Here is a 13,714-nt window from a genome sequence, read left to right on the forward strand (position 1 = left end):
ATCTGATTATTTGTTAAGATAACCCAAACCTCCAGCAATCAGACTTTGCTCCATCACCCCAATGACGGCTCGACTGGTTTCATGCTTTAGGATTGATGAGGCCTTAGCACCTTGCAAAATCAGCCCACTTAGATGATCAATTTCATGTTCAAAGCCAGTCCCGATAGTTTGCGGTGCTATCAATACGGTCTCACCTCGATACACCACTTGAATTGATTTCGGGTTCCACCACTTTTCTGCAATAGTCGCTTCAAAGTCCTCACCCTGAATGACAGCACTACGCACTAAATTGCGTGTTATTGAGGCAGCTAACTGACCTTGAAGTCCGGATTTAAAATGAAACTCTGCGGTTTCATCCACCTTTGCTTGAGGGTTATCTTGAGAAAAGACCACGTCGGGCTTACCAATAGTTACGCCACACAATGTACATAAATCCGCGTACAACCACAGCGCATACACTCCCACATCCAGTGTCGCACCACCGGCTTGCTGAGCATTGAAGATCTGGTAGTTCTCATCATACTCATGCCAATTACCAAATGCTGCCTGTACTGAGGTTAGCTTGATATTGTTGCTGACAATAAACTGTTTTAATTCTTGGTAGGCAGGAAACACAACAGACTTCATGGCTTCCGCCAAGATGACACCATGTCGTATCGCTAGCGCAGCCATTTCATCCCAATCTTTTACATTGGTAAATGCGGGTTTTTCTACCAGCACATGCTTACCAGCGCTTAAAAAAAGCTCCACCAAATCTCGGTGATAGGGATGCAATGTCGCAATATAGACCACATCTACGTCGGCATCATCCGCTAATGCTTGGTAGGAACCATACGAGCGTCTGCACTCAAACTCTTCGGCAAACTTCGAGGCCCTAGCTTCATCACGTGCTGCCACCGCAACCAATTCGCCACATTGCGAATGTTGAGTTAAGTCGATGGCAAACCGACGTGCTATTTTCCCTAAACCTGCAATACCCCAACGAGCTTTCTCCAACATCCTCTACCCTTCACATTATGTTTTTTGCCAACCATACCTAAGTCATACGATTACTCAAGTATCATACGGTGTGACATTGTCAGCTATTACCATCCAAGTTTTGCGATGATGCTACCAAGCTGTGATGCCTCTAGCTGAATACCAAAGTGGCGGTCAACGTTCTCCGCCAAGTCCGCTTTAGTCAGTTCTACTTCTTGCGCCTCTTCGTTGCCCATTCTAATTTTTAACGTGCTATCGAGTAGTGTAATGATGCCGCCTTCAATTGGCTTTGCTGCAATCAAACTGTTAGTAAAGTGAGTATCTGGGCTGGTCGAGGTAAAATGATTGCCATACGCAATATCGCCACGACATACATAGGTCATATCCAAGCTGTATAGACTCACCCAACCTTGCTGTTTCACTTGAAGTAAATAACCACAGCGTTCATCTTCGATAAATCGAAAACACTGGTGGTCAATACACTGCTCGCTATGCAATGTCAGCTCCAGAGGTGCTCTTGGCGTATTCGCACCGAACCCTGCATCAACAATCCACTGCTGGTCATCAATCGTAGCCAATGTCACTTGATGGCTTCGTCCCGAAGGCTCGCCGCTAAGATGTACTCGTGCTAATAGTGGCCTAACGGTAAAACCTAAGCTCTCCATAACTCGAAACAGTAACCCATTGACTTCAAAACAATAGCCGCCACGCTGATGACGTATCAGTTTTTCGAAGATCGCATCAATATCAAGTTTAATTCCTTGCTCAACGAAGACGTCAAAGTTTTCAAATGGCAACGTCCTATGCTGAGCACGATGAAGTGATATCATATCGGCCACCGTAGGCTTAAGCTCATTCTTAATGCCAAGCTTATCGAAATAATCACGCATTTGAACAGGGGTCATCCTGAGCTCCTTTAATAGTGGCAGTGTTGATTGTTTTAGGTAATCTGCAAACAACAGATACAAAAAAACGCCCGAAACCTAAATGTGCTTACTCAGCCACACTTAAATTTCAAGGCGTTGCGATTAGTGTCATCTAGACCTATTGGACTCGGCGTAACACCGCTTTTAGTGCCTCAAAGTCATTAGCTAAATCTTCAGATAACAGCTCCATTGCCGCGTGTTTAGCCAATGGTCCAGGCAACTCAATGTCAGAACCTAAGATATCATCGACCACTTCTTTAAACTTAGCAGGATGCGCGGTACACAAGAACAAGCCTGTTTCACCCGGTTGCAACTGCTCTTCAAGTACTCGATAAGCAATCGCACCATGAGGTTCACATAAGTAGCCTAGTGCATTAAGATCACGAACCGACTCCGCACTTTGCTCATCAGAGACCGCCCCTTTGCCTAACGTGTCCAAACCCCAATCTTTAAGGCGGCAGAGTTCTTCGATACGCGGCCAGTTGTTTGGCTGACTAACATCCATCGCATTTGACGTTGTTGCCACTGTCGGTTTTGGATCCCACTCACCTGTTTCTAGGTAGCGTGGCACAGTATCATTCGCATTGGTTGCCGCGATAAAGCGCTTAATAGGCAATCCAAGCGCTTTCGCAAGCAGGCCTGCCGTTAAGTTACCGAAGTTACCGCTTGGCACCGATACTACGAGGTTTTCGCGCTGCTCTTTGCTTAGTTGAGCCGCCGCTTCGAAGTAGTAGCAAATTTGCGCCATCAAGCGACTGATGTTGATCGAGTTTGCTGAGTTTAACCCAATTTCTTCACGCAATGCCGCATCATCAAATGCCTGTTTCACGAGCGCTTGGCAAGCATCAAAGTCACCATCGATGGCCACTGTGTGAATGTTTTTGCCTAGCGTACAGAACAGCTTTTCCTGAAGTGGACTGATTTTACCTTTCGGGTAAAGAATCACGACATTGATGTCTTCCATACCATAGAAAGCGTGAGCGACTGCCGCACCAGTATCACCTGATGTTGCTGTCAAAATAGTGATTTTGCCACCATCAGAAACCGCAGCTAAAGACTGAGCCATAAAACGGCCTCCAAAGTCTTTAAATGCCAATGTTGGACCATGGAAAAGCTCTAGTGCGTACACACCATCTTTCACTTGGTTGATTGGAGCCGGAAATTGGAACGCATTGTCCACTAATTCGCTGACTTTCTCTGCAGGCAACTCCTCGCCAATTAGCGCAGAGAGAATCTTTGCACTGCGCGACACAAAATCTTCAGCTAATAAAGCATCTACGTCATCGAACTTAGGCAGCTCAGATGGGAAAAATAGACCTTGGTTGCGACCTAAGCCTTGACGGACAGCTTGGCCAAACGAGACTTGCTCGTCATTTTCTTTGATGTTGTAAAGCTTCATAGCTCACTTCCTGTTACTTTCGAACCCTGCTTGTCTAAACGACAAACGTGCACGAATCCTTCGTTATTTTGTACGTAATTTTCTTCTAGCCAGCGAGCCACTCGCTCTGCCACATCTTTTTCTTTACAGATGCTGAACAGCGTTGGGCCACTACCTGAAATTCCAGTTGCCAAAGCCCCCGCTGTTGCCGCGTATTCACGCGCTTGACTAAAGCCAGGTAGCAACTTAGCACGGTATGGTTCGGCAATAACATCTTTGATCATCTTTGCTGCCAATTCAGGCTGATTAGAATGACATGCATGGATAAACCCTGCCAGATGACGACCATGAGCAATGATGTCTTGACGACGATATTGAGAAGGTAAAATTTCGCGCGCTTCTGCCGTTGACACTTTAATGCCTGGATACGCCATCACCCAATACCAATCATCAAAACAAGGCACTTCTTGGCTAATAATACCAAGCTCTTCCAGCATCAGTTGCACACCGCCTAAATAGCAAGGTGCCACATTGTCGTAATGGATGCCACCAGAAATTTGCCCTTCCATTTCTCCCATAAGAGCCAGTAACTCGGTCTCATTTAATGGATTGCCATGAAATTGGTTCAAAGCGTCTAGCGCCGCGACGATAGAGCAAGCGCTCGATCCTAAGCCAGAACCAATCGGCATGTTCTTCTCAAGTGTCATAAACACAGGTTTAAGGGCTAGTCCTTTCTTATCTAATTCACGGGCGTACACTTTCCAACAATCGTAAACAATGTTCTCTTGCGGGTCAGCGGGCAGCTTATCAACAAAGCTGCCTTTCGTTGCTAGGTCAAAAGGCTTATCACCGAGCTTAACCTCAACGCAATCGCCAAGTAGGGTGCCATCTATAGGAGAGACTGCTGCACCCAATACATCAAAACCAACACTCACGTTACCAATAGAGGCCGGAGCATAAACGACAACGCTATCACTCATCTTACACTCCTAGTTTCCAGCCTAATGTACGCATCACATCAGAGAACACACCTGCTGCGGTCACTTCTGTACCCGCACCGTAACCACGTAATACCAGTGGAATTGGCTGATAATAGCGACTGTAAAATGCCAGTGCGTTTTCACCATCTTTAATCTTGAACATAGGGTCGTTTTCATCCACGGCAGCAATGCGTACGCGACACTTACCATCTGCGATTTCGCCCACGTAGCGCAGCACTTTGCCTTCTTTGGCAGCGTCCGCTGACAGTTGGCTGAAGTAAGCATCCGCTTCGGGCAGACGGGCCATAAACTCATCTACTGAACCTGAATCATCAAAACCTGGTGGCAACGCTTGGTCAACTTCGACATCTTCAAGTTCAAGTGCCATCCCCGCTTCGCGAGCTAAGATGAGCAGTTTACGTGCTACGTCCATGCCTGATAGATCATCACGTGGGTCTGGCTCAGTGAAACCTTTATCTTTTGCGACATTAGTTGCTTGGCTTAGCGTTAACCCTTCATCTAACTTACCGAAAATGAAAGATAACGAACCTGATAGAATACCGTTGAATTTCTCTAGCTCATCGCCTGCTGCGATCAGGTTCTGTAGGTTCTCAATAACTGGCAGACCTGCCCCTACCGTTGTTTCATACATTAGCTTACGACGAGAGTTACGAGCGACATCACGCAGTTGATGATAGTAAGACATGCTCGCAGTGTTGGCCTTTTTGTTTGGCGTGACTACATGGAAGCCTGCGGCTAAAAACTCGGTATATTGATTGGCAATGTCTTCACTAGAAGTACAATCAACCAAAACAGGGTTAATAATGTGATTACGCTGAACCAATGCGGCTAAACCTGCCACCGAGAACTTCTCACTTACGTCGCCCATACGATCGCGCCATTGGTCTAGAGGAAGTCCCTTACCATCTAGCAAGACACCTTTACTGTTTGCTAGACCACATACGCGGATAATGATGCCCTTCTCTGCCAGTTTGGCTTGCTGGCGCTGAATTTGGTCCACCAGCTCACCACCAACACCGCCAACACCAACGACAAACACATCTAGGAAGTGCTTGGAATTGAAAAGATTTTCATGACACGCTTTGATGGCCTCAGAAATTTTGTCTTCTGGGATTACCGCTGAGATAGCGCGCTCGGAGGAGCCCTGTGCGATTGCGACAATATTGACGTTAACTTCTGCCAGTGATGAGAAGAACTGAGAAGCGACACCACGAGACGTGCGCATGCCATCGCCCACTAGTGTCACGATCGCGACATCATCCATAAACTCAACAGGCTCTAGTAAACCGTTTTTAAGCTCCAGTTCAAAGGCTTCGCGCAATGCTCGCTCAGCATCAAGCTTGTCTTCTTCTTCAATACAGAAACTGATGCTGTATTCTGAAGATGACTGAGTAATAAGAACGATGGACACACCCGCTGATGACATAGCGCCAAAAACGCGACTCGCCATACCCACCATGCCTTTCATACCAGGTCCAGATACGTTCACCATGATAAGGTTAGACAGCGTTGTGATACCTTTGATTGGTAAATTGTCTTCACCAGTATCTTGACCGATCAAGGTACCAGCCCCTTGTGGGTTAAACGAGTTCTTGATGAGACATGGAATATGGAACTGAGCGATAGGTGCAATAGTTTTTGGATGAAGAACCGAAGCGCCAAAATAAGAAAGCTCCATCGCTTCTTGATAGCTCAGTGACTTGAGAAGGCGAGCATCATCAACCAGACGAGGGTCACAGTTGTAAACCCCATCAACATCCGTCCAAATTTCACAACAATCAGCACGCAAGCACGCTGCTAATACCGCCGCAGAATAGTCAGAGCCGTTACGGCCAAGCGTAACCAATTCACCCTTAGCGTTGCCAGCAGTAAAGCCCGGCATAATGTGCACGACACCTTCTGCCAGTGGGTTAGCTTGGAAGTTTTGGGTTGATACTTCCACATCCACCATCGCTTCTAAATGATCACCTTGAGCAAAAAGGTACTTAACTGGATCAATAAGATCCGCAGCTTGACCTTTAGCTTGTAGTACGGCTTTCATAAGTTGAATCGAGATTCGCTCACCTTTTGAGATAATGCGAGCATTCACGTGATCTGGGCAAGTTCCGAGTAATCGGATACCGTGGACAAATTGATGCAATTGGAATAAAGATGTTTTGACTTGGTTGTCAAAATCTGTGCGCTCAATATTCGGGAGTACAGCAGCAATATTAGAAAATAGCTCGTTGAATGATGTTTCAAGCTCTGAAATCTGCAACTCAACTTCATTGTTTTTTAGGGCAGTTTCAATAACGGCGACAAGTTTGTTTGTCGTTTTACCCGGTGCCGATAGCACCACTGCCAAATCTTCTTGCTGGGCATTATTAGCGATGATGTCCGCTGCTCTTAAAAAGCGGTCTGCATCAGCTAATGATGAACCTCCAAATTTTAGTACTCGCATCCTTTCCTCCCGAAATACTCAAAACAGGTAAAAAAAAGGCCCGTATCTTGGGGATACAGGCCTTGTTTTTGAATTTCTTCCGTCTACAAGCCCGCCCCAACATTGGTAATGTCGGTAATAATAATCGTGGTGGTCATTACTACGTGCTGGCAACTAAACATAGGGTCTTCTTAAAAATCTCTTATGTGCTTACCCATACGTTTAACCTATTTGTTGTAGCTGAGTCAATTAAAAAATGTACTTTTATTGCTTTAGCGGCGTTTTTTTCTTAAACGCATAGAAATTGATAATTGCAGATAACTTATTCAGTTAGGATCTTTATTAATAACCAATTGCTATATAGATTTACAACTTTTTGCTTAGTTTATGTGCTTTAATTAGAAGTCAATAAACTATAAAAACAATAACCAAGGAGTGGTGCTATGAAAGCAGTGTCTTTTTACGCTTTACCCTTGCTATTGTTCTCAGGAATGTCCCTCGCGGTAGACCTACCTACGCTGCCTTCGCAGCATGACGCCTCCCCTCATAACTTCTTTCTTTCTTCAGGCACTAAGCTGGGTAGCAGTGATTCTTTTGATACTTGGAATATTGATAGTGGCTATTCCTATTCAATCTTTGACTCGTTAGATGTTTACATCGGGGCTCGATTGAATAATTCGCACGAGTCGATAGACCAAGGATTTTTGAGTGGCGTTAGCTACAATGTGTCTGACCGTATCTCGGTAAAAAGTACACTTCGTGGCTATCAATATGAAGAAAATAACGAAAGACAAGGCGCAATGGCTGCGGAAATATCAAGTAGGATGAGATTAACCGAAAACCTAGACGTTCACGCCACCTTCGATTTTGAGAAGATACAACAAGGCGTTGAAGTGGGTCTAGGCTTCCGTTTTTAACTGAGCATCAGTTCAAGCATGACTTAAAACTCTAATGCTTCTTTAGCGATCAATACCCCATTCCAATCAGAATAAACGTAATGCCCAGGTTGAACGATTTGGTTGTTCATCGTTAATGTAACGTTGATTTGACCTGCTCCACGTTTTTCTGTTTTGAAAGGACATGCCGCTAGCGCTTTCACTCCCAGATCCATTTCCGCCATAGCCGCCACGTCGCGAACTGCGCCATTCACAATCACGCCTTCCCATCCGTTTTCTATTGCCATAATCGCGAGTTGATCCCCAAGCAGTGCTTTGGCACAAGAACCATTACCGTCAACAAAGAGTACTTTGCCTGTACCATTTTGCCCTAACACTTCTCGCACCATTGAGTTATCGTGGTAACAGCGCACCGTTACAATCTCTCCCCAGAACGCGGCACGTTGCCCGAAATTTTGCAGTGGCAAATTCAGCAACATGACTTTATCTTCGTGTTGGTCACAAATATCAGGTGTGATATCTCTCATTTTTCCTCCGTGATTTTTTGCTCAATAGCCATGCTAGTAGCAAGTCTTTAGAAGAGCATTAAATTAAAATCCTTTATCGCCTATCCGGTAATTTTTTTCTGCTAACGTAAGAAATCACCCAATCGGCCTAATTTTTTTTGCGTTTGACTCTCATCACAGGAAACCAAAAACAGTACACCATTTTCTACCCAATAAATGGCATTTTGCTGGTATTTTTGCGCTAACTCACAGCCTTGCGTTAAAGTCATTTCTACCGCAAAGCTGTCTTCAACCCAGCTGAAACTCGGGTTCCCCACCTTAACATTTTGGTAGTCATAGATTTTGAGCCTTTGCTCTAAGTCGAGGTTTTTTATGCAATTTAGTTCGTTAGACAGTTTACGACTCTGTGGGTTCCAAGCCGTTATGATCACGTAATTTTCGCAGTCCCATTCAGTGATAAATTCTATGCAAATTTCTGAATAGGCACGCCACAAGTGTGCATCAATACTCATATTATCTAAATTGTTGTATTTGCCCAATACTATTAATATTTGTTACAAAGGCGCTATTGATTTAAATCAACAAAGTGCATGGAATTAACATTTGACCATTGTTAGCATGCTGTTAACATTATAGAATTCGCCTCAATGACATAGCAGAATAATAAGAGATTTAAGGGATTTCTCGTTTTTTTGGCAACATCACGGAAGGCGACTTAACCTGTAACTGTTTCTACGATTTTGAGTAAACATCTAAGAAACATTACCTATATGTTAACTTTTTGCCTAGAATTTATTCTACTAGCGACAGAATTATCACAAGTTTAAATTAGGTACCGCCGATGCAAAGCCCGCAGATTCTTATTGTTGAAGATGAGCAAGTAACCCGTAACACCCTTAAAAGCATTTTTGAAGCAGAAGGATATGCTGTATTCGAGGCCAGCGACGGTCAGGAAATGCACCAAGTCATGTCTGAGAACTCTGTAAACCTTGTTATCATGGATATCAACCTTCCTGGTAAAAACGGTTTACTACTAGCTCGTGAACTTCGTGAGCAAGCTAATGTAGCATTAATGTTCTTGACTGGTCGTGACAACGAAGTGGATAAAATTCTAGGTTTAGAGATTGGCGCTGATGATTACATCACTAAGCCATTCAACCCTCGTGAATTAACTATCCGTGTACGTAACCTGTTAACTCGTTCAATGAGCACAAGTGCCGCTACTGAAGAAAAACGCAGCGTTGAGAAATATGAGTTCAACGGTTGGGTTCTTGATATCAATAGTCGCTCACTAGTTAGCCCAAGTGGCGACGGCTACAAGCTACCTCGTTCAGAGTTCCGTGCTCTACTGCACTTCTGTGAGAACCCAGGTAAGATTCAAACTCGCGCCGATCTTCTTAAGAAGATGACTGGTCGTGAGCTTAAGCCTCACGATCGCACTGTAGATGTAACGATTCGTCGTATCCGTAAACACTTTGAGTCAGTTTCAGGTACTCCAGAAATCATCGCAACTATCCACGGTGAAGGCTACCGCTTCTGTGGCGACCTAGAAGAGTAATCATCTTCTAACGAATGCAAAAGGGACGCACTGTGCGTCCCTTTTTAATAAAAGCGATTCGACCTCAATCAATACACCGTATCCACATTCACTTGTTTATTGACGACCCAAGTTTGTTTGTCACCACCAACCAGCTGCACAGCAACATCTACTGGCTTAGTAATGTTGACTTCTAACTGCCAGTTAAACGCCACTTCCCACTGATTCTCCGAGTGATTTCGCAGCTCAAAGTCGTCACCTTCAAACTCCCAAGACACATCGCCTTGTTTCAATACCACCATAGCTACATCCATATCAGCTGGTAGCTGCGTGTCAGTCACTAGGTTTAATGCACCGTGAAGAGTTTGTTCTTTTACCAGTGCCGTCGTTTCACCAATTTTTGGCATCATATCGATCCAAAGGTTCGACTCTAGACGAACAGTCTGCTGTTCAACCATAGCAGTATTTCCCGTCATCCATACTTTTGAGTCTGTCGCTGGAGAGGTTGCACAACCGGCTAAAGCTGCAGAAAGTGCTAGTGCTGTGAGTATTTTCTTCATTTTGATTCCTTACTTTCCAACCACATTTTAAGTACTTGAATATCATTGTGATATTCGTTTTTTATCTCTTCAACCCAATCTTCAATGTTCTCCCACCATGCTGGCATATCCGGAGACTGAGCCTTCTGGGCAACTGATTGAATGCGTTTTAAGCCAATAGACCCCGCAGCACCTTTAATCTTATGTGCTTCAGAGGCAATGCCGGATTGATCTTTCGCAGTCATGTTCGAATCCAGTATCTCGAGATAGTCTGGCATCATTTGCTCGAACATAGTGATGCTATCGTACACAGGTTTGGTGCCGACAATATCAACATAAGAATCCAACATATCGAAATCTAATAGTCGATTAAACAGTTCGTCATTGATATCTGTTTTCTCAACTACGGTTGCTTCTTCAACGTCAGTAGACTCTTCATCGCCAGCAAACTTGTTAATGACTTCCGTGAGTGCTTTAACACTCAGTGGCTTACTGATAGCGTCATCCATACCTTTTGTTAGGTACTCTTGTTTATCCTTTAGCACATTCGCCGTTAAAGCGACCAAAGGAGGCAATTGTGTGTAGTGCTCCCTAAAGTTCTGCGCAACATCAAAGCCCGTCATATCAGGTAACTGAATATCGAGCAACGCAAGGTCATACTCTTCTGGCTTAAAAGTCGCGATGGCTTCTTCGCCCGTCATTGCAACACTGACTGTATGCCCTAAGCTTTCCAACAGCGAACGTGCAACCGTAATGTTCAACTCTATATCTTCCAGTAAGAAAATATTGAGACTACCTTGTTGCTTCACTTCTACTGGAGCCAATTGTTGTTTATCAGCACAAGGGACATTGATGGATACCGTAAATGTACTTCCAAACCCTTCTTCACTGTCTACCGTGATGTCACCATCCATCATCTTGATCAGCTGCTTAGAAACCGCAAGGCCAATTCCGGTGCCCACAGCATGTAAATTGTCTTTCCCTGACTTCACCTGATAATACATAGCGAAGATCTTATCAAGTTCGTGCTGAGGAATACCTATTCCAGTATCTTCAACTTCGATAATGATATGAGCATAATTATCTTCAATATCAGCACTGATGGTCATCACAACGCCACCCTGCTTGGTGAACTTCATGGCGTTGCTAACCAGATTCCAAATCACCTGACGCAGTCTCGTCGCATCGACTACCACGCCTTCTGGGAGATCCGTTAAACGCTCAAGATCAAATCGTAACCCTTTCTGCTCCGCCATAAGAGCCGAAATGCTCTCAAGTTCAGTGACAAAGTCTTCAAAGTTCAGTGGTTCAGGGAAAAGCTCAAGCTTACGTCTATCAAACTTATCCATATCAATTATGTCATTAAAGATATGGCCTAGCGTGATGGCACTGACGTTAATAGTTTGCATGTGCTTACGCTGTTCAGTATTTAGATGGCTATCAAGTAACATTCGGCTCAAACCGACAATGCCATTTAACGGTGTACGCAGCTCATGACTAATGGTCGAAATAAACGTTGTTTTGTCTCGACTCGCTTTCTCTAATGACTCTTGATGACGCTTACGCTCGGTGATATCACGACCAAAACCAACCAGCCCAAGGTGCTTACCATCTTTGCTATAGAACGGCACCTTACGCAGTTCATAGAAACATTTCTTGCCATCTGGGTACTCTAACCACTGCTCATACGTCAGTGCTTGGTTATCACCCATCACTTTATGGTCGGTTTCAACAACTTGTTTAGCGATCTCTTCAGAGTAAACGTCCCATGGAGTCAAACCCACTAGCTCTTTTTCTTTTCGACCAGTCAACTCTTCCATCGCCCGGTTACAACCAGAGAAGACACCTTCCGCATTGCGGTAATAGATCAAGTCGGGAGAAGCATCAATAAATGAACGCAGTAAAGCGGTTCGTTCAGCCAGCTCTAGTTGAGTACGTTCACGTTGAAACACCTCATTTTCTAGATCCTTCATCGCCTCTTCACGCGCTTCCTCCGCTTTTTGTCTCTCTTCAATCTCTTGATTGAGTTTGCGGATATTTTGTTGCAGCTTGTGGTTCAAATCTTGGTCACGCGAACGCATGTCTTTTAGCTTAGAAACCATCTTAGAGAGACGCTGACGTGATTCTTCCAACTGGTCGACAACAACAGAGAGAAAATACACAGCCCACGGAGTAATAAGCAGACCGAAAAATACCGAACGGACAATATCGATGTCATCTACACGCCCGTTCAAAACAAGGGTAATACCCACCTGAACCACAACGGCTAATGCCACCAAAGCCAATGCGAGAAGAATAGAAAAACGAACAATGCCGAGCTTTACTAACAAGTCGACATAATATTGAGCGAGGTTTTTGATAGGTTTCATTCAGCACTCCGTGCGTTACAACTGGCCTAAGTCTATCATTAAGCCAGAAGCTTCACACGGTAGTAGAATTATTTGAGAACAGGTTTGTGATAAATAAACGGATTCAGAGTCAATGAGCCCTGTTGGCCTTGTTTGGTTAACACTCGGCCTAGTTCTGTCATCGCTAACCAACGGTTCTCACACCAAAGTGGCGACAACAAGGTCGGTCTTCGCGCGGAAGAGGAGACGCGGTGAAAAATAATCTCTGCTGGCGTACGACGAATCATTTCACTGGCCACGTCTAAGTAAAACTCTAGCGTTGGCGCTTCTAATCTCCCAGCACGCCACGCCTTAGCCATCGTACTACCTTCAACAATATGTAAACCGTGCAATTTAATGCCTTCCGTTCCGGTGGCCAGCACCTTGTCTAGAGTAACAAGATTGTCTTGCTTTGATTCATTTGGCAGACCGACGATAAGATGTGTACATACCTTGATTCCAAGTGCACGAGCGCGTCGAGTGATCTCATCGTACACAGCAAAATCATGGCCTCGATTTATGCGTTTAAGTGTTTGATCGTGAGCCGTTTGCAGCCCTAACTCCAGCCAAATTTCATAGCCTTGTTCAACGTACCCAGCCAAAAGTTCAAGTACGGATTCAGGAACACAATCAGGACGCGTTCCGACACATAATCCAACGATGTCAGCATACTTAAGTGCCTCTTCGTACATGTTTTTCAACACCTGTACTTCTGCATAAGTGCTGGTATAAGCCTGAAAATAAGCGAGATACTTCTTTGCGCGCTTCACTTCACCAGCACGATCCGTGAGCTGTTCATGAATGGATTGAATCTGTGTCTCTTCACTTGCAAAGGAGGCAACATTACAAAATGTACAACCACCACGACCTATCGTGCCGTCTCGGTTAGGGCAGCTAAAACCACCGTGCAGGGTCAGTTTGTGAACTTTTTCACCGTATCGACGCTGGAGATCTTGGCCGATGGTATTCACCAACTCATGTAATTGCATGTTCGAAAAACCTATTAATAAGAATGAATCTCACTCTAATTAGTGAAACTAAATTACATCCCTGCAAAAGAAAACCATGCATCGTATCAACGAGCGGGAAAAGCATGCTTAACCAAAATCAATAAATATTCATAAAAACAACAGAAAAACGGCAAATG

At 44.5% G+C, this 13,714-nt stretch carries 12 protein-coding genes and 1 other annotated feature; of the genes, 2 read left to right on the top strand and 10 right to left on the bottom strand.

The window, feature by feature from the left end:
* Positions 1-6: 6 nt before the first annotated feature.
* The 5 genes from HW45_RS00665 to thrA all read right to left on the bottom strand — a co-directional run bounded on the left by HW45_RS00665 (position 7) and on the right by thrA (position 6,723).
* On the bottom strand, positions 7-999 hold the full coding sequence (locus HW45_RS00665; protein ID WP_038223947.1) for a Gfo/Idh/MocA family protein: 993 nt from the start codon (positions 997-999) through the stop codon (positions 7-9).
* 86 nt (positions 1,000-1,085) lie between these two features.
* Positions 1,086-1,883, bottom strand: a complete 798-nt coding sequence (locus HW45_RS00670) for an arylamine N-acetyltransferase family protein (protein WP_038223948.1) — start codon at positions 1,881-1,883, stop codon at positions 1,086-1,088.
* Between the two features lie 139 nt (positions 1,884-2,022).
* Positions 2,023-3,303, bottom strand: coding sequence for a threonine synthase (thrC, locus tag HW45_RS00675; protein WP_031493147.1), 1,281 nt, complete (start codon positions 3,301-3,303; stop codon positions 2,023-2,025).
* Complete coding sequence (gene thrB, locus HW45_RS00680) at positions 3,300-4,262, bottom strand: homoserine kinase (protein ID WP_038223949.1); 963 nt, start codon at positions 4,260-4,262, stop codon at positions 3,300-3,302. Before thrB ends, thrC begins: the two co-directional genes overlap by 4 nt.
* 1 nt (position 4,263) lies before the next feature.
* Positions 4,264-6,723, bottom strand: coding sequence for a bifunctional aspartate kinase/homoserine dehydrogenase I (gene thrA / locus HW45_RS00685; RefSeq protein WP_038223951.1), 2,460 nt, complete (start codon positions 6,721-6,723; stop codon positions 4,264-4,266).
* Between the two features lie 29 nt (positions 6,724-6,752).
* Positions 6,753-6,868 (bottom strand) — a sequence feature (Thr leader region).
* A 277-nt stretch (positions 6,869-7,145) separates the two neighbouring features.
* On the opposite strand from thrA, the gene HW45_RS00690 reads away from it, so the two are divergent.
* Positions 7,146-7,619, top strand: a complete 474-nt coding sequence (locus HW45_RS00690) for a hypothetical protein (RefSeq protein ID WP_038223952.1) — start codon at positions 7,146-7,148, stop codon at positions 7,617-7,619.
* 23 nt (positions 7,620-7,642) lie between these two features.
* Here the strand turns inward: HW45_RS00690 and HW45_RS00695 are convergent, their stop codons facing one another.
* Together HW45_RS00695 and HW45_RS00700 are read right to left on the bottom strand one after the other, a co-directional pair.
* On the bottom strand, positions 7,643-8,125 hold the full coding sequence (locus HW45_RS00695; protein WP_006072903.1) for a putative 4-hydroxy-4-methyl-2-oxoglutarate aldolase: 483 nt from the start codon (positions 8,123-8,125) through the stop codon (positions 7,643-7,645).
* 101 nt (positions 8,126-8,226) lie between these two features.
* The gene (locus tag HW45_RS00700; RefSeq protein WP_038223955.1) at positions 8,227-8,616 is read right to left on the bottom strand and encodes a DUF3293 domain-containing protein; all 390 of its coding nucleotides are present in this window, start codon (positions 8,614-8,616) and stop codon (positions 8,227-8,229) included.
* A gap of 329 nt (positions 8,617-8,945) precedes the next feature.
* Here HW45_RS00700 and arcA point away from each other — a divergent pair, with 329 nt between their 5' ends.
* A complete protein-coding gene (gene arcA, locus HW45_RS00705) occupies positions 8,946-9,662 on the top strand; it encodes a two-component system response regulator ArcA (RefSeq protein WP_038223957.1) in 717 nt (238 codons plus the stop codon).
* Between the two features lie 68 nt (positions 9,663-9,730).
* Here the strand turns inward: arcA and HW45_RS00710 are convergent, their stop codons facing one another.
* The 3 genes from HW45_RS00710 to HW45_RS00720 all read right to left on the bottom strand — a co-directional run bounded on the left by HW45_RS00710 (position 9,731) and on the right by HW45_RS00720 (position 13,556).
* Positions 9,731-10,201: a hypothetical protein gene (locus HW45_RS00710; RefSeq protein ID WP_006072900.1), complete on the bottom strand. Its 471-nt coding sequence runs from the start codon at positions 10,199-10,201 to the stop codon at positions 9,731-9,733.
* A complete protein-coding gene (gene arcB / locus HW45_RS00715) occupies positions 10,198-12,549 on the bottom strand; it encodes an aerobic respiration two-component sensor histidine kinase ArcB (protein ID WP_006072899.1) in 2,352 nt (783 codons plus the stop codon). Before arcB ends, HW45_RS00710 begins: the two co-directional genes overlap by 4 nt.
* Before the next feature lie 68 nt (positions 12,550-12,617).
* Entirely contained in the window at positions 12,618-13,556 is a 939-nt protein-coding gene (locus tag HW45_RS00720; protein WP_038223959.1) for a TIGR01212 family radical SAM protein, read from the bottom strand.
* Positions 13,557-13,714: the final 158 nt, after the last annotated feature.

The organism is Vibrio sp. ER1A (assembly GCF_000733315.1).
Classification (GTDB): Bacteria; Pseudomonadota; Gammaproteobacteria; order Enterobacterales; family Vibrionaceae; genus Vibrio; species Vibrio mediterranei.